Below are 21,259 nucleotides of genomic sequence, written 5' to 3' on the forward strand. Positions count from 1 at the left end.
TGTCTTTACCCGTCCGAGCGTTGCCCTGTTACGAGGCCTTCTTTAGTTCAGCAGTTACGGCTACGGTGTCTTCGTCCGCTTTGCGCCACAGCGATTTCGCGGGGATCTTGGACAGATCGCAGCGGTCGGCGTAGCGGTTCGAGATTTCCAGCGTTTCCGTCATCAGCCCGTTCGACAAAGTGATGGGCGTCAGACCCAGCGCGAGGAATGACCGGTTCGAGACTTTCAGCTCGTTCTCGGCCGCCTCATTGCGGGGATTGTCGACGAAATCGACGGCCGCACCAGTGATCTTTGCAATCATCGCCGCCAGATCGCGAACGCGATGCGTTTCGGTCATCTGGTTGCGGACGCGGACGCGGTCGCCGCGTTCGGGCGGGTTTTCGATCGCCAGCGCGACGCAGCGCACGGTGTCTTGGATATTGATAAAGGCGCGCGTCTGCCCGCCCGTGCCATGCACGGTCAGCGGGTGGCCGACAGCCGCCTCGATCAAAAAGCGGTTCAGCACGGTGCCGTAATCGCCATCATAGTCAAAGCGGTTGATCAGCGCCTCGTCCAGACGGGTCTCATCCGTTTGCGTGCCCCACACGATGCCTTGGTGCAGGTCGGTGATGCGGATGTGGTCGTTTTTGGCATAGAATTGGAACAGCAGCTGATCGAGCGATTTCGTCATGTGATAGACGCTGCCCGGATTGGTCGGATACAGAATGCTGCGCGGCAGCAGACGGCCATCAGGCGCCTCGACCTTCACATCCAGATAGCCTTCGGGAATCTCCAGCCCGTCGCCATCATAGCCGTAAACGCCCATCGTCCCCAGATGCACGACATGTGTGTCGGGGCTGACGGCCGCAATCGCGACCAGCAGGTTATGGGTGGCGCTGATATTGTTATCGACGGTGTAGCGTTTTTGGACGGCGCCCTTCATCGAATAGGGGGCGGCGCGCTGCTCGCCAAAATGCACGACGGCATCGGGCTGCAGGTCGGTGATGACGGCCATCAGCGCGTCAAAATCCTTGGCGACATCGACATTGAGAAAATCAATCTCGCGGCCGGTCACGCGCTTCCACGCCGACAGGCGATCAGCGATGGATGCGATGGGCGTCAGGCTTTGCGCGCCCAGCTCATCTGCGATCGTGCGACGCGACAGGTTGTCGATGATCGTCACATGATGGCCAAGGTTCGACAAGTGAAGCGAGGTGGGCCATCCGCAAAACCCGTCGCCACCGATAACTACAATATTGCCCACGTTAGGCTCCCCGAATCTGAAGTTCGGCGCACATAGGAGCGGATCTAGGGGAAAGCAATTCGTTAATGTTAAAAATCGGTAATCTTCGTCCGATTGCAATCTATGATTGTATTGCAGGACAGTCATTCGGTATCTGAAGTTGCGTTGCGCTGATTATTTCTATCGGATTTGATCGTATTGCAGCGCGGCGTTCGCGCCCTAAAAACAGCGGATGGACAGGTAGGCATTACCCGAGTCGCTGGTGATTTTAAGGGGGCTGCGCGAGAGATGTGATTAGAAAACTGCCTTATCTTAATCCTGTTTTACAAGGGTTTAGTTCGCCATTGCACATAGATCGTGCGCCAATGTGTAGTAAGAATGGCGGCGGCTTGATCATGAATATAACGGCTTTGCAGCGCAGGATTGGGCGCGTGAGCTAATCTGATTGAATAATTGCGATTATGTTGAAGCTGGAATACCAGTGTGAATTGCACATAAAATAATCACAGAAAGATAAAATCAACTTTTGGTTGCGGTCAATGTTACCGATTGCATACGAATCTACGCATATTTCTAACGCATTACATTGTTGCAATATGAGGGGTGGTGCCGCACGGAAAATAGGATCAGAAAGACCGGATATTATGAATATGTCCGGGACTTACGTTGATGATCCGCCCCAAGACCCAATTCGCCGTCCTTATCGTTCTGGGGATGACGCATTTTCTGAACGACCTGATGCAGTCGCTGATCCCCGCCATCTATCCGATCCTGCGCGAAAGCTATGGTCTGGATTTCGTGCAGATCGGCATCATCACCATGACATTCCAGATTGCGGGCGCGATGCTGCAGCCGGTGGTGGGCTATATCACAGACCGCCGCCCGTCGCCCTATTCGCCGGTCGCGGGGATGATGTTCACGCTGTCGGGGCTGCTGTGCCTGTCGCAGGCGGGCAATTATGCGACGATCCTGATCTCGGTCGCGCTGATCGGTATCGGCTCGTCGATTTTCCACCCCGAGGCGACGCGGATGGCTCGCTATGCGTCGGGCGGACGGCAGGGGCTGGCGCAGGGCATCTTTCAGGTCGGCGGGCAGGCCGGCGGCGCGGTGGGGCCACTGCTGGCGGCGCTGATCATCGTGCCGCGCGGGCAGGGCAGCCTGTCTTGGTTTGCGGTCATTGCGCTGCTGGCGATGGCGCTGCTGGTCTGGACGGGCCGCGCGCATCATCAGAACATTAAACAAATGGCCGCGCGCAAGGCGGCGGGTGGCCCCAGCGCCCCCGCCCATGCCCCCGCAACCATCGCGCTGGCGATGTTCGTGCTGATCTTCCTGATGTTCACCAAGAACGCCTATGGCGAAAGCTTTCGGTCGTTCTACACATTCTATCTGATCGAGCGGTTCGACCTGTCGATTTCGTCCTCGCAGATGATGCTGTTCCTGTTCCTGATCGCATCTGCCGCAGGCGCGCTGATCGGGGGGATCGTGGGCGATAAGATCGGGCGGTATCGGGTGATCTGGATCTCGATCCTTGGGCCGCTGCCGCTGACGCTGATGCTGCCTTACGTCGATCTGTTCTGGACGGGCGTGCTGACGGTGTTCATCAACCTGATCATGGCCAGCGCCTTTGCCTCGATCCTGATCTATGCGATGGATCTGATGCCGAACCGCATCGGTCTTGTCGGCGGGCTGTTCTATGGGCTGAACTTTGGCCTTGGCGGCGTGGCGGCGGCGATTTTGGGCGTGATCGCCGATAGCTATGGCCTCGATACGATGTATCGTATCTGTGCGCTATTGCCATTGGCCGGTCTGGTAGCCTGGTTCTTGCCGCGGCTGGATACACGGCCCGCCGACTAAAGCGGGCTTGCAATTGCGGTGCCTCTTGCGCCATCTGGCGGGGATGCAGCGATCGGACGGGACAAAATGGAAAACGAATTTTTGCAATCCTTTGCCCTGTGGACCGCTGCGAACCCTGCTTTGGTGATGGTGCTGCTGCTGGTCGGCGTTGCGGCCATCGGCATCACACTGGCGCTGCTGGCGCGCGGCGGTCAGCACCGGCTTGCCGCCCAGCGCAGCGCCCAAGACCTGCGCGACGCCACGGCCCGGTTCGAGCGGGCCGAAGCCCTGCTGAATGAACGCCGGATCGAGGCAGATCGCGCCGCGCAGCTTCAACAGGATCTGCGCGACCGGATCGAGCAGGCCCAGAGCGAGAGCCGCGGCCTCGCGCAGCGGGTCTCTGGCCTGGAAACCCGCCGCATCGCCGACAGCGAATTGCTGGACGCACGGGGCGCGGCCGTGCAGCGCTTCAGCGACCAGGTCGACGCGCTGCGCGAGCGGCTCGAGGAGGAACAGCACAGCCATCAGGGGCTGCGTTCACGCATCTCGGCGCTGGAGACAGAACTCGACGCGGAAAAGCGCGGGGCCGAGGAGAAGATCGCGCTGCTGGGGCAGGTCCGCACCGATATGCAAGAGCGCTTTCGCCTGCTGGCGGACGAGGCGCTGCGCACCCAGGGCGAGGCGTTCAGCAAGGCCAATGTCGAGCGGCTGGAAGCGACCCTGACTCCGCTGAAGGAACATGTCGGCCATTTTGAAAAAGAACTGCGCGAAGTCCATCAAGAAACTGTCAAAGACCGTGCGCGTCTAAAGGCGGAAATCGAACAGCTGACGAAACGATCCGAGCAGATCTCGCAAGAGGCCGTGCAGCTGACCCGCGCGCTAAAGGGCGACCGCCAGAAGCAGGGCGCTTGGGGCGAGATGATCCTGGAAAGCATTCTCGAGCGTTCGGGTCTGCGCGCGGGCGAGGAATATGTGACGCAGGCCCATCGCACCGGTACAGATGGCGAGCGGCTGCGTCCCGATGTGGTGGTGAAAATCCCCGGCGGCAAAAGTCTGGTGATCGATTCCAAAGTCTCGCTGAACGATTACGCCTCGTCGGTGAATACGCTGGACGAGGCCGAGGCCGAGATCTTCCGCCGCCGCCACCTGACCGCGATCCGCAACCATATCAATGGCTTGTCTTCCAAAGGCTATCAGCAGGCCGAGGGGATGTCGGTCGATTACGTCATCATGTTTGTCCCCATCGAGGGCGCCCTGTCCGAGGCGCTCCGCGTCGATGGCAAGCTGACTGAATACGCGCTAGAGCGGCATATCACCATCGCCACGCCAACCACGCTGATGATGGCTTTGCGCACTGTCTCGCAGGTTTGGGCGGTCGAGCGGCGCAACCAGAATGCCGATGAGATCGCACGCCGCGCGGGACTGCTGTATGACAAGGTCGCGAATTTCGTCGCCAGTATGGAAAAGGTCGGCAAGAATATCACCGGCGCGCATGACGCCTATGAGGCGGCGATTGGCCAGTTGTCGCGCGGGCGCGGCAATGTGCTGTCGCAGGTCGAGACGCTGAAAACCATGGGGGCAAAAGCCACGAAATCCATCGGATTGGATTACGACGACAGCGCCGATGAGCCCGCGCTAGAGCCGCCCAAAGACCTCTAGCTGATCGCCGCGCAGCTGCGCGCGGACCCCGAAAACATCGGCCAAAAGCTGCGGGGTCAGCACATCTTTGGGCGCGCCGTCCGCCGCGATGCGGCCTGCGTGCAGCACGATCAACCGGCTGCAATAGCGCGCGGCCAGACCCAAGTCATGCAAGGCGCAAATGACTGCTGTACCGCGCGCGGCCTCATCCGCCAGCACATCCATCGCCAGCAATTGCGCGGCGGGATCGAGGTTCGCGGTCGGCTCATCCGCCAGCAGCAGCTCTGCCTGTTGGACAAGCGCGCGCGCCAGCAGCACGCGGGCTTGCTCTCCGCCCGATAGCGCGGTTGCGGGGCGGTCTGCGAGTGCCGCCAGATCCAGCCGTGCGATCACCGCGTCGATGATTTCGGACGATTGATCGCCATGCGGCAGGCGGCCCAGCGCCACCAGATCCCGCACCGCAATCGGCCATGCGATCTGGCGCTGTTGCGGCAAAAACGCTGCCCGCTTGGCGCGCGGCCCGGGCGGCAAGGCGGCCAGCGAGGATCGCCCCCGATGCGCCTGCAACCCCAGCGCCGCGCGCAGCAGCGTGGTTTTGCCTGCGCCGTTCGGCCCGATCAGCCCGACATATTCTCCGGCGGCAATGCGCAAGCTGACGCGATCCAATGCGCCGGGAACGCAAATCTCTTGTAATTCCAGCGCGCTCATAGCGCCTCCCGCCGCAGCTTCCAGATCAGGTGCAAAAACAGCGGCGCGCCGATCAGGGCGGTGATGACCCCCAGTTTCAAATCGCGATCAGGCGCGATCAGCCGGATCGCGATATCCGCCGCCAGCAGCAGCGCAGCGCCACCCAGCGCGCTTGCGCCCAGCAGACGCGAGGGCCTGCCCCCCACAGCGCGGCGCAGCACATGTGGCACCACAAGGCCGACAAATCCAATCGCCCCCGCCACGGCGGTCGCCCCGCCCACCAGCGCCGCAAGGCCCAGCACCAGCAAAATGCGCAGGCGGGTCAGATCAATGCCCATGGCGCTGGCGGCATCCTCGCCCAATGTCAGCGCATCAAGCCCCCGCGCGGTCAGTGCGATCAGCACCGCCCCGACCATCAGTAGCGGTGCGGCCAGTGCGACATGCGCCATTGATCGGTCCGCAACCGCGCCCATCAGCCAGAACATCGTCTCATAGGCCGCATAGGGGTTCGGCGACAGGTTCAGCGCCAGCGACACACCCGCGCCGGCAAGGGCCGAAATCGCAACCCCCGCCAGAATGATCGTCAGCGTCTGCCCGCGCGGGCCCGATAGCACCAGTACCAGCAGCACCGACAGCAGCGCGCCCGCCAGCGCGGCCATGGGCAGCAGAAAGCCGATCGCCCCCGCCAGCCCCGTTTGCAGCACGATCACCGCCCCAAGCGCCGCTGTGGCCGATGTCCCCAAAAGGCCCGGCTCGGCCAGCGGATTGCGCAACCAGCCTTGCACAGCCGCCCCAGCCAGCCCCAGTGCCGCGCCGATCATCGCGGCCAGCAGCGTGCGGGGCAGGCGGATCTCGCGCATGACCAGCACCTCGGCCTGCGCGCCGCCGGTGAACAGGGCCGCAAGGCTATCGGATACGCTGATCCCCGCAGGCCCGATCAGCAGCGAGGCGACAAACAGCAGGGCGACCAAGGCGGCAAGCAGGGACAGCAGGAGAGGGTATCTCATTCCAACCCCTCACGCGCGGCGGCAAGGCGCTGGACGGCCCGCAACACGGCAGTCGTGCCGCAGGCCCATTCATTACCCGCAAGCCCTGCGCCAGGGCGGACCTTGTCCATCGCGGGATGGCGCAGCAACCCCTCGGCGTTCGAGGCACCGGGATAGGGGGTGGGGGTGATGATCATGTCGGGATCTAGCATGATAAGACGTTCCAGCGGCAGGGTGCCGCTATAGGCCATGACCTCGGCTGCGGCGTTTTGCAGACCGGCGGCGTCCAACACCGCTTGCGGCAGGCCGGGGCCTGCGCTGGCAAAGCCATTTGCGCCATAGATGACAGCACGGATGGGGCGGGTGGGGGTGGATATGCGGGCAAGCCCCGCGTCGAAATCGGCGATCAGCGCGCCCGCGTCCTGACCCAGCAGCGCGCCCATGCGGGCGGTATTCGTGCGGATATCGTCAAAGCTATATTCCGGCGCGAATTGTTCGACCCGCAGGCCAAGGCGGCGCAGCAGATCGAGGGTCGCGATGGGGGTATAATCGCTGGCCAGCACCAGATCGGGCGACAGGCGAAAGACTTCCTCTGCGCCGCCATGGTTCACGGAGATATCCGCCGCAAGATCCGCAAAGGGCGAGACCTGCGCATCGCGCGCCACAGCCGTCACCGAGATCAACTGCCCCGGCGCAGCCAATTGCAGCGCCAATTGATCCGTGCACAGGTTGATCGAGACGACGCGCCGGGGCGCATCGTCTGCAAGGACAGCGCCGCCCCACAGGGACAGCGCCACCAGCATTATGGCGTCAGAAACGCGCACCAAGGCCCGCATAGACCGCACGACCCGAGGTCGCATAACCGCTGACCAGTTGATAATCCGCGTCAAACAGGTTCTCGACGCGCAGGCTGGCGGTGATCGCCGGGGTCAGTGCATGGGTCAGGGCCGCATTTGCCACGGTGTAATCGGGCAGGCTGGTGCGGTCCGCGACATGGGTCACGTCAAAGCGGCCCGTGGTCAGATCGGTAAACTGCGCCGCAAAGCCAAGCATGATCTGCTGGCCCACATGGGTCGTATATGCCGGATCGCTGTCGGTATAGGTATAGGACGCCAGCGCGCGCAGACCTTGTGCTAGCGCGAGTTCACCTTCCAACGTCACGCCCTGGCGATGCGTTTCGCCAGCAACCTGTTCATAGCTGGACGTGCCAAAGCCGATCAGATCCTCGATCTTCAGATCGAACAGCGTGGCGCGGATAAAGCCGCCATAGGCCAGCGCATATTCCGCAGCGATCTCGGTCGAGGTCGAGGTTTCAGGCTGCAGGCCCGCATTGCCGAACGGCCCGTGCAGCTCGTAATTCGAGGGCGCGCGAAAGCCGTTGCCGATCTGTCCGCGTAGCGTCCAATCCGGCGCGAAACGCCAAGCCGCCGCCAGACGCGCACTATTAAAGCTGCCAAAATCCGAATGGTCATCGTGCCGCAGCGAGGCGCTGATATCCAACGTCTGGATCGGCGCATAGCGCAGTTCTGCAAAGGCGCCGGTGATGTCGGTCTTGCCCTCAGAATCGCCGTAACTGCCCGATTGGGTGTAATCCTCGCGGCTGTGATCGATGCCAAAGCTGATATCACCTGCCGCACCGATGGCGGTCGAGGCAACCCAAGCCAGACGGTCGCGGGTGCCGGTATAGAAGATATCCGACCACGCCTCATAGTTGGCGCGCTCGATATTGAAGTGGCTGTAGGACAGCTCCTGATCGAGGCCAAAAGCGCTAAAGCCGGTGTAAAGGCGCAGGCCCTGAGTCTCGGATTTCGCGAGGTTATCGGCGTCGGCCATCGCGGGATAAGAATCGTCGTAATTCGCGCTGCTGCGACCGGCAAAGCCGGATGCGCCGATCACCGCGCCCTCTTGCAGGGCGTATTCAACGTTGAACGACAGACGGTTCGTTTCTGCGCCGTCATCCTCGGTGCCGCTGGCCGCGGCGGAGATACCGTCAGTGGCCAGATGCGTCAGCGTCACAGTGGTCGACAGGCGGTCATCGCGGTGGGTCGCGCCAAAGGTCAGCGCGCGGGTGTTGTGACTGCCATATTCGCTATCCACGCTGTAATGCGTGCCGTCCTCAGTTGCGCGGGCGGATTGGATATTGATCACGCCGCCCACGGCGCGCGCGCCGAATAGGGCGGATTGACTGCCCGGCAGCACCTCGATCCGACTAAGTCCGCCGGTTGTCAGGCTGGCAAAGTCAAAGGCGACCTGCGTGCCGGATGGGTCGGTGACCTCGATCCCGTCGATATAGACCGGCACGTATTTTTGCGATGCGCCGCGCAGGTTGAAAGTGGCAGCTTGGCCGTAACCGCCGCTGCGGGTCAGGTTAAACCCGGGGATCGTTTGCAGCACCTCCGACAGCGCGCGCTGGCCGCCTGCGGTGGCATCAGCGACCACATAGGGCAGGGCGCCGGTGCGGTTCGCCTCGACCGGCATCGGGCCGGACAGAATGATGATCGTGCCCAGATCGGTCTGCGCAGATGCAGCACCTGTCATCGCGATCAGTGCAAGCGTGGAAATTGTGGTCAGGGCTTTCATGGCCCGGCCTCCTGTAGGGACGCGGGCGGGCCCGCGCCGATGTGCATATGCCGGGGTCAGCCGGCGGTGAATGTCACCGCACAAACGCGAATGCGCCGCCCTTTGATACGCGCCCCGCGACCAAAGTGGGTGATCCGACTGGCAGGTCTCCTGGCTTTGCGGGTCGGGGCGGGGCACCGGCCTTCCCGGGGATACCCCAGTGGCAAATCGGACCCGCTCGCCGCTTACAGTTGCGGGGGCAGCCGCGGAGTTTCACCGCATTCCCTGTTCGGCCACGCATGTGGCACCAGGCGATTGTCTTGTGACCTGCCGCGCGGGGCAAAGTCAACAAAATGAAAGGCCCCGCGCAGGTCGCGCGGGGCCGCCCGTGTTCATTTGGCTGCAATCAGGCCTGCAGCGCGCGGACGGTGATCTCGCCCTCTTCTCTCGCTTGGATCGCTTGCGCTGCGGCATTCGATCCGGCGGCGGTGGTGAAATACGGGATCTTGTCGTTCAGGGCGACGGCGCGGATCTCGCGGCTGTCCGAGATGGTCTGCGTGTTATCGGTGGTGTTCAGCACCAACGCGATATGGCCATCTTTCAGACGGTCAACGATGGTCAGACCGCCTTCATAGACCTTGTTCACGACGCCAGCCTCGACACCGTTTTCGCCCAGCCAGGTTTGGGTTCCGCGGGTCGCGATGATCTTGAAACCCAGATCCGTCAGGATCTGTGCGGCTTCCAGCATCAGCGCGCCTTTGTCGCTGTCCTTGATCGAGATGAACACCGTGCCGGATTTGGGCAGTTCAGTGCCCGCACCCATTTGCGCCTTCAGGAAAGCACGGGCAAAGCTACGGTCCCAACCCATGACTTCGCCGGTCGAGCGCATTTCCGGCCCCAGCAGCGTGTCGACACCGGGGAAGCGGGCAAAGGGCAGCACCGCCTCTTTCACCGAATACCAAGGCATGTTCGGATCGGCCAGCGTCAGCGGGTCGGCATAGGGCAGCGGGCTGTCGTAATCGGTTGCCTGCGGATAGGGCGCACGCAGCGGGAAGTTATCCAGCGGCTCGCCCGCCATCAGACGGGCCGCGATCGAGGCAATCGCGCTATCCGTCGCCTTGGCCACAAACGGCACGGTGCGGCTGGCACGCGGGTTCACTTCCAGCAGGTAGACGACATCGTCCTTGACCGCGAATTGCACGTTCATCAGGCCGACCACGTTCAGCGCCATCGCCAGCTTTTCGGTCTGGGCGCGGATCTCGGTGATGATCTCGGCGCTCAGGGTATGGGGCGGCAGGCAGCAGGCGCTGTCGCCCGAATGGACGCCAGCTTCTTCGATATGCTGCATGATACCTGCAACATGCACACGGGTGCCATCGCACAGGGCGTCAACGTCAACCTCGGTCGCGCCCGCAAGATAGCTGTCCAGCAGCACGGGGCTGTCGCCCGACACCTGCACGGCGACGCGGATATAGCGGTTCAGCTGATCCATATCGCGCACGATTTCCATCGCGCGGCCACCCAGCACGTAAGACGGGCGGATCACCAGCGGAAAGCCGATGCGGCCTGCGATTTCCAGCGCTTCGGCGTCCGAATGGGCGATGCCGTTGATCGGCTGTTTCAGACCGAGGTCTTCAACCAGCTTTTGGAAACGCTCGCGGTCTTCGGCCAGGTCGATGGCGTCGGGCGTTGTGCCGAGGATGGGGATGCCCGCCTCTTGCAACTGGTTCGCCAGTTTCAGCGGCGTCTGGCCGCCGAACTGCACGATCACACCATGCAGCGTGCCGTTTTCCTGCTCGACGCGCAGGATTTCCATGACGCTTTCAAAGGTCAGCGGCTCGAAATACAGGCGGTCCGAGGTGTCGTAGTCGGTCGAGACCGTCTCGGGGTTGCAGTTGATCATGATCGTCTCGTAGCCGACTTTCGACAGCGAGAAACAGGCGTGAACACAGCAATAGTCGAATTCGATCCCCTGACCGATGCGGTTCGGGCCACCGCCCAGGATCACGACTTTCTTGCGATCCGAGGGACGCGCCTCGTCCTCGACCTCGCCCATGACGGGCATTTCATAGGTCGAATACATGTAGGGGGTCTGGGCTTCGAATTCGGCGGCGCAGGTGTCGATCCGCTTGAACACGGCGGTCACGCCCAGGTTCAGACGGGCGCGGCGCACGTTATCTTCGGTGCGGCCGGTCAGCTGTGCCAGACGCGCGTCCGAGAAGCCGAGCATTTTCAATTCGCGCAGGCCAGCTTCGGTCACGGGCAGGCCATCGTGTTTTACGCGGGCTTCGGCGTCGATGATCTCGCGGATACGGTCAAGGAACCACGGGTCGAATTTGGTGACAGCGTTGATCTCGTCATTCGACAGGCCTTCGCGCATGGCCTGGGCGACGGTGCGCAGACGGTCGGGGGTGGCCTTTGCCAGTGCCGCAACGATGGCGGATTTCGCGGGCGCGCCGGGGATGGCGATCTCGTCAAAACCGGTCAGGCCGGTTTCCAGCGACGCCAGCGCCTTTTGCATCGATTCGTGGAAGGTGCGGCCGATGGCCATCACTTCGCCGACCGACTTCATGGCGGTGGTCAGCTCGGGCTTGCTGCCGGGGAATTTTTCAAAGGCAAAGCGCGGGATCTTGGTCACGACGTAGTCGATGGTCGGCTCGAACGAGGCGGGCGTGACTTTGGTGATATCGTTGTCCAGCTCGTCCAGCGTGTAACCCACTGCCAGTTTCGCCGCGATCTTGGCAATCGGGAAACCGGTAGCCTTCGAGGCCAGCGCGGACGAACGCGACACGCGGGGGTTCATCTCGATCACGACCATACGGCCGTCCTCGGGGTTCACCGCCCATTGCACGTTCGAGCCGCCCGTCTCGACGCCGATCTCGCGCAGCACGGCGATCGAGCCGTTGCGCATGATCTGGTATTCTTTGTCGGTCAGCGTCAGGGCCGGGGCGACGGTGATGCTGTCGCCGGTGTGCACGCCCATCGGATCGACGTTCTCGATCGAGCAGACGATGATGGCGTTATCCGCTTTGTCGCGGACCACTTCCATCTCGTATTCTTTCCAACCCAGCAGCGATTCATCGACCAGGATCTGACCCACGGGCGAGGCATCCATGCCGGTATGGCAGTAATGTTCGTATTCTTCGCGGTTATAGGCCACGCCGCCGCCGGTGCCGCCAAGGGTAAAGGCGGGGCGGATAATGGCGGGCAGGCCGATCTCTTCCAGCGCGTCCAGCGCGATGCGCACGCCGGCCTTCAGATCCTTGCGGCCATCAGCGCCCTTGGGGGCGGTGACGATGGTGGCCTTGGGGTTTTCCAGACCGATGCGGTCCATCGCTTCGCGGAACAGGGCGCGGTCTTCGGCCATTTCAATCGCGTTGCGGTTCGCGCCGATCAACTCGACGCCGAATTTCTCCAACACGCCCATATCGGCCAGCGCCAGTGCCGTGTTCAGGCCGGTCTGGCCGCCCATGGTCGGCAGCAGCGCGTCGGGGCGCTCTTTCTCGATGATCTTGGCGACGACCTCGGGGGTGATCGGCTCGATATAGGTCGCATCGGCCATTTCCGGGTCGGTCATGATCGTCGCGGGGTTCGAGTTCACCAGAACGACGCGGTAGCCCTCTTCGCGCAGGGCTTTACAGGCTTGGGCACCGGAATAGTCAAATTCACAGGCCTGCCCGATGACGATGGGCCCCGCCCCAATGATCATGATCGATTGGATGTCGGTTCTCTTCGGCATGGCGTTCCCCTCGGCGGCTACGGCTGGATTCGTGATGAAAGCCGCCCATCCACAGGGGAGGGCGGTCAAATTGTCCTGCCTTATAGACAGCGCGCCGCCCCGCGCAACCCCAAACGGGGGGAATCTTGCTGGAATCGGCGGCAAGCGGCAATCCGCAGTTGAAGCAGCCCGTAATTTCCGGTATGGCGCGCCCATCCGTAAGGGGCGCATGCCCCGCAAAAGACCGGCGGAGACAACCGCATGGCCAGAAAACACCCGTAAAGGATAGACTGATTTATGTGCGCTAAAACCACTATGGACGAATTCGAAGCCCTTCTGCAAGAAAGCTTCGAGATTGACACCCCCCAAGAGGGTTCGGTTGTCAAAGGTAAGGTCATTGCTATTGAAGCTGGCCAAGCCATCATCGACGTCGGCTACAAAATGGAAGGCCGCGTTGACCTGAAAGAATTCGCAAATCCCGGCGAAGCACCGTCGATCAAGGTCGGCGACGAGGTCGAAGTTTACCTCCGTGCCGCTGAGAACGCCCGTGGCGAAGCCGTCATCTCGCGCGAGATGGCCCGCCGCGAAGAAGCCTGGGATCGCCTTGAAAAGGCATATGCATCCGAAGAGCGCGTCGAAGGCGCCATCTTTGGTCGCGTCAAAGGCGGCTTTACTGTCGATCTGGGCGGCGCTGTTGCGTTCCTGCCGGGCAGCCAAGTCGACGTGCGCCCCGTGCGCGACGCTGGCCCCCTGATGGGTCTGAAGCAGCCGTTCCAAATCCTGAAAATGGACCGTCGCCGTGGCAACATCGTTGTCTCGCGTCGTGCAATTCTGGAAGAATCGCGTGCTGAACAGCGTGCAGAAGTCATCGGCAACCTGACCGAAGGTCAAGTGGTTGACGGCGTTGTCAAGAACATCACCGAATACGGTGCGTTCGTTGACCTGGGCGGCGTTGATGGCCTGCTGCACGTCACTGACATGGCATGGCGCCGTGTGAACCACCCGTCGGAAATCCTGTCGATCGGCGAGACCATCAAGGTCCAAGTCATCAAGATCAACAAGGAAACGCACCGCATCAGCCTCGGCATGAAGCAGCTGCAAGACGACCCGTGGCACTCGGTTGAAACCAAGTATCCGCTGGAATCGGTCCACACCGGCCGCGTCACCAACATCACTGAATACGGCGCCTTCGTTGAGCTGGAGCCCGGTGTTGAAGGTCTTGTCCACGTCTCGGAAATGAGCTGGACCAAGAAGAACGTGCACCCCGGCAAGATCGTTTCGACCTCACAAGAAGTCGAAGTCATGGTTCTGGAAATCGACAGCAGCAAGCGCCGCGTGTCGCTGGGCCTCAAGCAGACCCAACGCAACCCGTGGGAAGTCTTCGCTGAGACCCATCCTGAGGGCACCAATGTCGAAGGCGAAGTCAAGAACATCACCGAATTCGGTCTGTTCATTGGTCTTTCGGGCGACATCGACGGCATGGTTCACCTGTCGGACCTGACCTGGGAAGGTCGTGGCGAGGATGTCATCGGCGACTACCGCAAGGGCGATGTCGTGAAGGCCAAGGTTCTGGAAGTCGACGTCGAGAAAGAGCGCATTTCGCTCTCGATCAAGGCGATGGACGAAGATCCCTTTGCGGATGCCGTTGACGGCGTGAAGCGCGGCTCGGTCATCACTGTCGAGGTCACCAAGATCGAAGACGGCGGTATCGAAGTCGAATACGAAGGCATGAAGTCGTTCATCCGTCGTTCGGACCTGTCGCGTGACCGCGCTGACCAGCGTCCCGAGCGTTTCTCGGTTGGCGACAAGGTCGACGTGCGCGTCACCAACGTCGACAGCAAGACCCGCAAGCTGGGTCTGTCGATCAAGGCACGCGAAATCGCTGAAGAAAAAGAAGCCGTCGAGCAATATGGCTCGTCCGAATCGGGCGCCTCGCTGGGCGACATCCTCGGTGCGGCTCTGAAGGTTGGTTCGAACAACTAATCAGCGCGACTTGTGCTAGCATTTGCCCCGCGGTCATCAGGCCGCGGGGCATTTTTTTGCCACAAGTCATTGAATCTTTGCCAAACACTACAAGATAAGGCAGGATAGTCTGATACTTGGATATCGCCCGCCCTGCGCCTAGCCGCCGCAATACCTGAGGGAGAGCCCCTAACGATGATTCGTTCTGAACTGATCCAGAAAATTGCGGATGAGAATCCGCATCTATATCACCGCGATGTCGAAAATATCGTGAATACGATATTCGACGAGATTACCGAGGCGCTGGCCAAGGGGAATCGCGTTGAATTGCGCGGTTTTGGCGCGTTTTCCGTGAAACATCGCGACTCGCGCACTGGCCGCAATCCCCGCACCGGCGATCCCGTCGATGTCGAGGAAAAGAGCGTTCCGTTCTTTAAGACCGGCAAACTGCTGCGTGACCGGCTAAACGGCAAGTAACGGATGCGCCTTATCCGTCTGGCCTTTTGGCTGATCGTCGCCGCTTGTCTGGTGGTGCTTGGTCTGGCGAATCGGGGTATGGTGACATTGCACGCCATACCCGCCGGCCTTGCGCAGGCCATCGGCATCCAGCCTACGATCCAAGTGCCGCTGTTCGTTGCCATTTTCTTTGGCGTTTTCGTCGGTCTGCTGGTCGGGTTTTTGTGGGAATGGATCCGCGAATACCCGGTGCGCGCCGCCGTTGCAAAGCATCGCCAACAGCTGACTGCGCTGGATGACGAGGTGCAGCGTCTGCGCCGCGATACATCCGCAGGGCAGGGCGATGCCGAGATTCTGGCCCTGCTAGGTGCGTCAAAGTCGAAATGAAAGCCTATGTGAAAATATGCGGTCTGCGCAGTGACGCGGATCTGCAGGCCGTGGCCGATGCGGGCGCCAGTTATGGCGGCTTTGTCTTTTTCGACAAATCCCCTCGCGCGATCACACCCGAAGCTGCGGGCGCATTGCATGTGCCTGCGGGCCTTCGGATGGTGGCGCTGGTCGTTGATGCCGATGATGCGCTGCTGGACAAGATTACCCAACATGTCGCGCTGCATATGATCCAGCTCCATGGGCACGAAACCCCCGCCCGCGTGGCCGAGGTGCGGGCCCGTTACGGTCTGCCGGTGATGAAAGTCCTCAGCATCGCGGGCGCCGAAGATCTGGCCGCCATCGCCGATTACGAAGATGTGGCCGATCAGATCATGCTGGACGCCAAGGCTCCAAAAGGCGCAACGCGCCCCGGCGGCAATGGCAATACCTTTGACTGGACGTTGCTGCAGGGGCGTCAGTGGCGCAAGCCATGGATGCTGGCGGGCGGCCTTACCCCCGATAACGTCGCGCAGGCCCGCGATCTGACCGGCGCGGTGCAGCTTGATGCCTCATCCAGCCTCGAATCATCCCCCGGCGTGAAAGACCCCGTCCGCATCCGTGCCTTTGTCGCGGCGGCGCTGCGGTGATCGCCTTTCGCGCGGCCCTCGAGGCTGACCTGCCCGCCATCGTCGCCATGCTGGCCGATGATGCGCTGGGCGCGACGCGTGAGGGGCAGGATATGGCGCCCTATATTCAGGCTTTGCGCGATATGCAGGGGCGCGATACCAGCGTCTATGTCGGCGTGCTGGAGGGCCGTATCGTCGCGACCTATCAGTTGATCGTGCAATACGGCCTGTCGCATCAGGGGCGGCGCGTGGCGGTGCTCGAGTCGGTGCGCGTCGATGGCACGTTGCGCGGTCAGGGCCTGGGGGCGCAGCTGGTCGCGGATGCGGAAACGCGCGCCCGCGCTTTTGGTGCCAAGGTGTTGCAGCTGACAACGCATAAAAGTCGCGCCCGCGCCCATGCTTTCTATGAGCGCCTTGGCTTTACCGCCTCGCACATTGGATATAAACGCGAACTGACCTGACAGGAGGGGCGCGCCATGGCCGATACATTGATCAATAGTTTCATGACAGGGCCGGATGACAACGGTCGTTTCGGAGACTTTGGTGGGCGTTTCGTTTCCGAAACCTTGATGCCCGTCGTGCTTGCACTGCAGGCCGAATATGAAAAAGCCAAAACAGATCAGACCTTCTGGGACGAGATGGACGATCTGTGGTTCAACTACGTCGGCCGCCCCAGCCCGCTGTATTTCGCCGAGCGTCTGACAACCGCCCTTGGCGGTGCGAAAATCTATATGAAGCGCGAGGATCTGAACCACACCGGCGCGCATAAGATCAACAACGTGCTGGGCCAGATCATTCTGGCACGTCGCATGGGCAAGACGCGGATCATCGCCGAAACCGGCGCGGGTCAGCACGGTGTTGCGACCGCGACCGTCTGCGCTAAATTCGGCCTGAAATGCATCGTCTATATGGGCGCCACCGACGTTGAACGTCAGGCCCCGAACGTGTTCCGTATGAAGCTGCTGGGCGCCGAGGTTATTCCGGTGAAGTCGGGTCGCGGCACGCTGAAAGATGCGATGAACGACGCGATGCGCGATTGGGTGACCAACGTCCATGACACATTCTATTGCATCGGCACGGTTGCCGGGCCGCATCCCTATCCCGCGATGGTGCGCGATTTCCAAGCCGTCATCGGCAAAGAGACGCGCGAGCAGATCCTGAAACACGAAGGCCGTCTGCCCGATACGCTGGTGGCGGCTGTGGGCGGTGGCTCGAACGCGATGGGGCTGTTCCACCCGTTCCTTGATGACGAGGCGGTCAAGATCGTCGGCGTCGAGGCGGGCGGCCACGGCGTTGACGACCGGATGGAGCATTGCGCCAGCCTGACCGGCGGGCGCCCGGGCGTGCTGCATGGCAACCGCACCTTCCTGCTGCAGGATGAGGATGGCCAGATTTTGGAAGGCCATTCGATCTCGGCAGGCCTCGATTATCCGGGCATCGGGCCGGAACATGCCTGGCTGCATTCGATCGGCCGCGTGAAATACGAATCGATCACCGACGCCGAGGCGCTTGATGCCTTCCAAAAGTGCTGTGAATACGAGGGGATCATCCCCGCCCTCGAATCATCCCACGCACTGGCGCAGGTGATCAAAATGGCCCCCGGCCTGCCGCAGGACCATATCATCGTCATGAACCTGTCGGGGCGGGGCGATAAAGATATCTTCACCGTCGCCCGCCACCTTGGGGTGGATATTCAGGCCTAAGCGCTGCCCTAAATATTGCGGAATTTCGCAGCCAGTTTTTGCAGGGGGGAGAGGTTTTCTTCCCCCTCTTTTTTTGGCCCCTCGTTCTTTGCCTCAACCTTCCTTACCTCAACCGGCGCCGCGACCGGCTTTGGCGCAGCCTTGGGCGTGGTGGTCGAGGAACGCGGCGGGTTCAGCCGCAGGTTCACCGCATTCAGGAACCGTGCCTGATCGCCAGCCGCAAGCAGCGCCGCCCCGTCCGAAATGCCGCGCAGCATGTCGTCCAGCCATTGCTGATCGGCCTTGGCAAAGTCATGCAGCACATAGGAGGCCACCGCATCCTTATGCCCCGGATGCCCGACGCCCATGCGGACGCGATGATAAGCCTCGCCAATATGCCCGTGGATCGAGCGCAGGCCATTATGTCCCGCATGACCGCCGCCGGTCTTGGCCTTGATCCGGCCGGGGGCCAGATCCAATTCGTCATGGAACACCACCACATCATCGGGGGTGAGTTTGTGAAAGCGCATGGCCTCGCCCACCGACTGGCCGGACAGGTTCATAAATGTCTCGGGTTTCAGCAGCAGCACCTTTTCATCGCCCAGCCGCCCTTCGGCGATCAGGCCCTGAAAACGCGCGCGAAAGGGCGTAAAGCCGTGATCGCCCGCAATATAATCCATCGCCATGAAGCCGATGTTATGGCGGTTGCCGGCATATTTCGCGCCGGGGTTTCCAAGACCGACGAACAGTTTCATGGCAATCCTTCCTTAAAGATACGAAAACGGGGGCCGATGGCCCCCGTTTAGCATGTCGCAGACAAAGCTGAAATTATTCAGCGTCGTCCTCTTCCGCGCCCGGAACATAGCCCGAGGGGGCCGAGATGTTCGCGATAGCGAAGTTGCGGTCGGTGGTCGGAACCGCGCCCTTGGGCAGGGTCACGTCTTGGATGTGGATCACATCACCGATTTTGCGGCCGGTCAGGTCGACGGTCACGAATTCGGGAATGTCGTTCGCAGTCACTTCCAGTTCGATTTCCGAACGGACGTGAACAACGGTGCCGCCCAGCTTGACGCCCGGTGCAGCCGCTTCGTTCTCGAAGTGGACGGGGATGTGCAGCTTGACGCGGGTGGTCGGTGCCAGACGCAGGAAGTCAACGTGGGTCGGCAGGTCTTTGACGACGTGACGCTGCACACCGCGGCAGACGACGCGCTCGGTCTTGCCGTCGACGTTCAGGTCGATCAGGGTCGACAGGAAGCCGCCTTGACGCAGCGTCTTCAGCAGGACGTTGAACGACACGTTGATAGCAGCAGGCTCTTGGCCCGCGCCGTAAATGACGCCCGGGACTTGCCCATCACGACGTGCCTGACGAGCGGCCCCCTTGCCTGTCCCCGTACGCGCAGTCGCGTTCAGCTCAATGGTCTTAGCCATTTGAAACTCCGTAAATTGAGGGGCCTTCCTCCAAGGGTGTAAGGCCCGATGAAGCTCTGCCCCTAACGCAAACAGCGTGGAAAGGAAAGGGTCAGGCCCAGTCGCCCTCAAAGTTTTTGGGCACGAGCAGCACATCGCGGTTCAAATCGCGCACATCGCGCTTGCCAACCAGCGCCATGGTCACGTCCAACTCACGTCGGATGATATCTAGCGCCATGGTAACACCTTCTTCGCCATAGGCACCTAGGCCGTAAATATACGAGCGGCCGATCATCGTGGCCTTTGCCCCCAGCGCCAGCGCCTTCAGCACGTCCTGACCCGAACGAATGCCCGAATCGAGCCAGACCTCCGTGCGATCGCCAACGGCGCGCACGATCGAGGGCAGGATGCGGATGGACGACAGCGCGCCATCCAATTGCCGCCCGCCGTGGTTCGACACCACAATCGCATCGGCACCGGCATCGGCGGCCATCACGGCATCCTCGGCATCCAAAATGCCCTTCAGGATCAGCTTGCCGCCCCATTTTTCGCGGATGCGGGCGATCTTGCCCCAGTCCAATTGCGGGTCGAATTGCTCCGCCGTCCAGGACGACAGCGACGACAGATTGCCGACCGAGGGCGCATGCCCGACGATATTGCGGAAGGTGCGCCGCTGGGTTTTCGCCATTTGCGCACACCAGCGCCAGCGCAGCGCAAGGTCGGCCATCGTGCGCAGGGTCGGCTTTGGCGGCGTTGACAGGCCGTTTTTCAAATCCTTGTGGCGTTGGCCCAGAATTTGCAGATCCAGCGTCAACACCAGCGCCGAGACGCCCGCATTCTTGGCACGCTGGATGATATTATCGACGAACGCCTCGTCGCGCATGACATAGAGCTGGAACCAGAACGGCTCTTTGCTGTGCGCGCGCACATCCTCGATCGAACAGATCGACATGGTCGATAGCGTATAGGGCACACCGAATTTCGCGGCGGCGCGGGCGGCTTTGATCTCGCCATCTGCCGATTGCATGCCGGTCAGGCCAACAGGGCTGAGGGCCACGGGCATCGACACGTCGCGCCCCAGCATCGTGGTTTTCAGGCTGCGGTTCGACATATCGACCGCCACGCGCTGGCGCAGGCGGATATCGGCGAAATCGCTGGTATTGTCCTGAAAGGTCTGTTCGGTCCAACTGCCCGACTGGGTGTAATCATAGAACATCTTGGGCGCGCGACGTTTATAGACGCGGCGCAGATCCTCGATCGTGGTCATGACGGTCATGTTGAACTCCCAGATGAGGCGCGAATATTAGGCCCGGTGCGCGCCTGCGGCGAGATCGGCGACAAAGGACAGCACCTCGGAGACGGGTTTGCCGTCGGCAATCTGCGCCACAATGGCCGAGCCGATGACGCAGCCATCCGCGACACTTGCAATGCTTTCAGCCGCCTCGGGCGAGCGGATGCCGAAACCGACGATCACCGGCAGATCGGTGGCCGCTTTGATCCGTGCAACCTCGGGACCCACAGCGGCGGCGCTGGCGGCGGCGGTGCCGGTGATGCCATTGACCGAGACGTAATAGACAAAGCCCGATGTGTTTTGCAGCACCGTCGGCAGGCGCGCATTATCGGTGGTGGGCGTCGCCAAGCGGATGAAGTTGATATCGTAATCGCGGGCGGGGATGCACAGCTCGCTGTCTTCCTCGGGCGGCAGGTCGACGACGATCAGACCGTCGATGCCCGCCTCGCGCGCGTCGGACAGGAACCGCGTCACGCCGCGCGAATAGATCGGGTTGTAATAGCCCATCATCACGACGGGGGTCGTATTGTCGACCTTGCGCAGCGCGCGCACGATATCCAGTGTCTTTTCCAGCGTTTGGCCGCCGTCCAGCGCGCGTTGGCCCGCCGCCTGAATGGTCAGGCCATCGGCCATCGGATCGGTAAAGGGCATACCCAGTTCGATAATATCGACGCCAGCGGCGGGCAGGCCTTTCACGATCTCCAGCGATGTTTCATAATCGGGGTCGCCCGCCATCACGTAAGAGACAAAGGCCTTGCGCCCCTCGGCGCGAAGCTGGGCGAATTTGGCATCAATGCGCGACATAGCGATCCCCGATTAAGTT

General features: G+C 61.6%; 18 protein-coding genes and 1 riboswitch. Of the genes, 8 read left to right on the forward strand and 10 right to left on the reverse strand.

The features are described from left to right. Window positions 1-28: 28 nt before the first annotated feature. On the reverse strand, window positions 29-1,243 hold the full coding sequence (locus tag KVU_RS01365; RefSeq protein WP_014537490.1) for an NAD-dependent epimerase/dehydratase family protein: 1,215 nt from the start codon (window positions 1,241-1,243) through the stop codon (window positions 29-31). Between the two features lie 648 nt (window positions 1,244-1,891). Here KVU_RS01365 and KVU_RS01370 point away from each other — a divergent pair. Together KVU_RS01370 and KVU_RS01375 are read left to right on the forward strand one after the other, a co-directional pair. Next, the gene (locus KVU_RS01370) at window positions 1,892-3,076 is read left to right on the forward strand and encodes an MFS transporter (protein ID WP_013383522.1); all 1,185 of its coding nucleotides are present in this window, start codon (window positions 1,892-1,894) and stop codon (window positions 3,074-3,076) included. Window positions 3,077-3,142: 66 nt separating this feature from the next. Further along, the gene (locus KVU_RS01375) at window positions 3,143-4,714 is read left to right on the forward strand and encodes a DNA recombination protein RmuC (RefSeq protein ID WP_013383523.1); all 1,572 of its coding nucleotides are present in this window, start codon (window positions 3,143-3,145) and stop codon (window positions 4,712-4,714) included. Here the strand turns inward: KVU_RS01375 and KVU_RS01380 are convergent. From KVU_RS01380 to carB, 5 genes are all read right to left on the reverse strand, one after another. Further along, window positions 4,691-5,401 (reverse strand): ABC transporter ATP-binding protein, encoded by a 711-nt coding sequence (locus tag KVU_RS01380; RefSeq protein ID WP_013383524.1) that lies wholly within the window; start codon window positions 5,399-5,401, stop codon window positions 4,691-4,693. The two genes, KVU_RS01375 and KVU_RS01380, sit on opposite strands and share 24 nt — an antisense overlap. Beyond that, window positions 5,398-6,387 carry a FecCD family ABC transporter permease gene (locus KVU_RS01385; protein WP_014537491.1) on the reverse strand — a complete coding sequence of 330 codons (990 nt, stop codon included), beginning with the start codon at window positions 6,385-6,387 and terminating at the stop codon, window positions 5,398-5,400. The genes KVU_RS01380 and KVU_RS01385 overlap by 4 nt, the downstream gene beginning before the upstream one ends. Continuing rightward, on the reverse strand, window positions 6,384-7,190 hold the full coding sequence (locus KVU_RS01390; RefSeq protein WP_236953133.1) for an ABC transporter substrate-binding protein: 807 nt from the start codon (window positions 7,188-7,190) through the stop codon (window positions 6,384-6,386). Before KVU_RS01390 ends, KVU_RS01385 begins: the two co-directional genes overlap by 4 nt. Next, window positions 7,177-8,946 carry a TonB-dependent receptor plug domain-containing protein gene (locus KVU_RS01395; RefSeq protein ID WP_014537492.1) on the reverse strand — a complete coding sequence of 590 codons (1,770 nt, stop codon included), beginning with the start codon at window positions 8,944-8,946 and terminating at the stop codon, window positions 7,177-7,179. The genes KVU_RS01390 and KVU_RS01395 overlap by 14 nt, the downstream gene beginning before the upstream one ends. Window positions 8,947-9,069: 123 nt before the next feature. Further along, a riboswitch (cobalamin riboswitch) is annotated at window positions 9,070-9,252 on the reverse strand. A gap of 79 nt (window positions 9,253-9,331) precedes the next feature. Continuing rightward, on the reverse strand, window positions 9,332-12,664 hold the full coding sequence (gene carB, locus KVU_RS01400; RefSeq protein ID WP_013383529.1) for a carbamoyl-phosphate synthase large subunit: 3,333 nt from the start codon (window positions 12,662-12,664) through the stop codon (window positions 9,332-9,334). Between the two features lie 294 nt (window positions 12,665-12,958). On the opposite strand from carB, the gene rpsA reads away from it, so the two are divergent. From rpsA to trpB, 6 genes are all read left to right on the forward strand, one after another. Next, window positions 12,959-14,626, forward strand: coding sequence for a 30S ribosomal protein S1 (rpsA, locus tag KVU_RS01405; protein ID WP_420537794.1), 1,668 nt, complete (start codon window positions 12,959-12,961; stop codon window positions 14,624-14,626). Between the two features lie 174 nt (window positions 14,627-14,800). Further along, window positions 14,801-15,082, forward strand: a complete 282-nt coding sequence (gene ihfB / locus KVU_RS01410; RefSeq protein WP_013383532.1) for an integration host factor subunit beta — start codon at window positions 14,801-14,803, stop codon at window positions 15,080-15,082. 3 nt (window positions 15,083-15,085) lie between these two features. Continuing rightward, window positions 15,086-15,448 carry a lipopolysaccharide assembly protein LapA domain-containing protein gene (locus KVU_RS01415; protein ID WP_013383533.1) on the forward strand — a complete coding sequence of 121 codons (363 nt, stop codon included), beginning with the start codon at window positions 15,086-15,088 and terminating at the stop codon, window positions 15,446-15,448. Further along, complete coding sequence (locus KVU_RS01420; RefSeq protein ID WP_013383534.1) at window positions 15,445-16,077, forward strand: phosphoribosylanthranilate isomerase; 633 nt, start codon at window positions 15,445-15,447, stop codon at window positions 16,075-16,077. The genes KVU_RS01415 and KVU_RS01420 overlap by 4 nt, the downstream gene beginning before the upstream one ends. Beyond that, window positions 16,074-16,517 (forward strand): GNAT family N-acetyltransferase, encoded by a 444-nt coding sequence (locus tag KVU_RS01425; protein ID WP_013383535.1) that lies wholly within the window; start codon window positions 16,074-16,076, stop codon window positions 16,515-16,517. The genes KVU_RS01420 and KVU_RS01425 overlap by 4 nt, the downstream gene beginning before the upstream one ends. A 15-nt stretch (window positions 16,518-16,532) precedes the next feature. Further along, window positions 16,533-17,759, forward strand: a complete 1,227-nt coding sequence (gene trpB / locus KVU_RS01430; protein WP_013383536.1) for a tryptophan synthase subunit beta — start codon at window positions 16,533-16,535, stop codon at window positions 17,757-17,759. 8 nt (window positions 17,760-17,767) lie between these two features. Here trpB and pth read toward each other — a convergent pair whose 3' ends face one another. The 4 genes from pth to trpA form a co-directional block, all read right to left on the reverse strand. Beyond that, window positions 17,768-18,493: an aminoacyl-tRNA hydrolase gene (gene pth, locus KVU_RS01435; protein WP_013383537.1), complete on the reverse strand. Its 726-nt coding sequence runs from the start codon at window positions 18,491-18,493 to the stop codon at window positions 17,768-17,770. Between the two features lie 73 nt (window positions 18,494-18,566). Further along, a complete protein-coding gene (locus KVU_RS01440; protein WP_081447059.1) occupies window positions 18,567-19,166 on the reverse strand; it encodes a 50S ribosomal protein L25/general stress protein Ctc in 600 nt (199 codons plus the stop codon). A 91-nt stretch (window positions 19,167-19,257) separates the two neighbouring features. Continuing rightward, window positions 19,258-20,421: an alpha-hydroxy acid oxidase gene (locus tag KVU_RS01445; RefSeq protein ID WP_013383539.1), complete on the reverse strand. Its 1,164-nt coding sequence runs from the start codon at window positions 20,419-20,421 to the stop codon at window positions 19,258-19,260. 27 nt (window positions 20,422-20,448) lie between these two features. Beyond that, window positions 20,449-21,240 (reverse strand): tryptophan synthase subunit alpha, encoded by a 792-nt coding sequence (gene trpA, locus KVU_RS01450; protein ID WP_013383540.1) that lies wholly within the window; start codon window positions 21,238-21,240, stop codon window positions 20,449-20,451. Window positions 21,241-21,259: the final 19 nt, after the last annotated feature.

This window comes from Ketogulonicigenium vulgare WSH-001 (assembly GCF_000223375.1).
Lineage (GTDB): Bacteria > Pseudomonadota > Alphaproteobacteria > Rhodobacterales > Rhodobacteraceae > Ketogulonicigenium > Ketogulonicigenium vulgare.

Excerpts from the sequence above, each read along its gene's own strand:
- KVU_RS01370 (WP_013383522.1), top strand. The coding sequence starts at position 1,892 with ATGATCCGCCCCAAGACCCAATTCGCCGTCCTTATCGTTCTGGGGATG.
- KVU_RS01375 (WP_013383523.1), top strand. The coding sequence starts at position 3,143 with ATGGAAAACGAATTTTTGCAATCCTTTGCCCTGTGGACCGCTGCGAAC.
- KVU_RS01380 (WP_013383524.1), bottom strand. The coding sequence starts at position 5,401 with ATGAGCGCGCTGGAATTACAAGAGATTTGCGTTCCCGGCGCATTGGAT.
- KVU_RS01385 (WP_014537491.1), bottom strand. The coding sequence starts at position 6,387 with ATGAGATACCCTCTCCTGCTGTCCCTGCTTGCCGCCTTGGTCGCCCTG.
- KVU_RS01395 (WP_014537492.1), bottom strand. The coding sequence starts at position 8,946 with ATGAAAGCCCTGACCACAATTTCCACGCTTGCACTGATCGCGATGACA.
- carB (WP_013383529.1), bottom strand. The coding sequence starts at position 12,664 with ATGCCGAAGAGAACCGACATCCAATCGATCATGATCATTGGGGCGGGG.
- rpsA (WP_420537794.1), top strand. The coding sequence starts at position 12,959 with ATGGACGAATTCGAAGCCCTTCTGCAAGAAAGCTTCGAGATTGACACC.
- ihfB (WP_013383532.1), top strand. The coding sequence starts at position 14,801 with ATGATTCGTTCTGAACTGATCCAGAAAATTGCGGATGAGAATCCGCAT.
- KVU_RS01415 (WP_013383533.1), top strand. The coding sequence starts at position 15,086 with ATGCGCCTTATCCGTCTGGCCTTTTGGCTGATCGTCGCCGCTTGTCTG.
- KVU_RS01420 (WP_013383534.1), top strand. The coding sequence starts at position 15,445 with ATGAAAGCCTATGTGAAAATATGCGGTCTGCGCAGTGACGCGGATCTG.
- trpB (WP_013383536.1), top strand. The coding sequence starts at position 16,533 with ATGGCCGATACATTGATCAATAGTTTCATGACAGGGCCGGATGACAAC.
- pth (WP_013383537.1), bottom strand. The coding sequence starts at position 18,493 with ATGAAACTGTTCGTCGGTCTTGGAAACCCCGGCGCGAAATATGCCGGC.
- KVU_RS01440 (WP_081447059.1), bottom strand. The coding sequence starts at position 19,166 with ATGGCTAAGACCATTGAGCTGAACGCGACTGCGCGTACGGGGACAGGC.
- KVU_RS01445 (WP_013383539.1), bottom strand. The coding sequence starts at position 20,421 with ATGACCGTCATGACCACGATCGAGGATCTGCGCCGCGTCTATAAACGT.
- trpA (WP_013383540.1), bottom strand. The coding sequence starts at position 21,240 with ATGTCGCGCATTGATGCCAAATTCGCCCAGCTTCGCGCCGAGGGGCGC.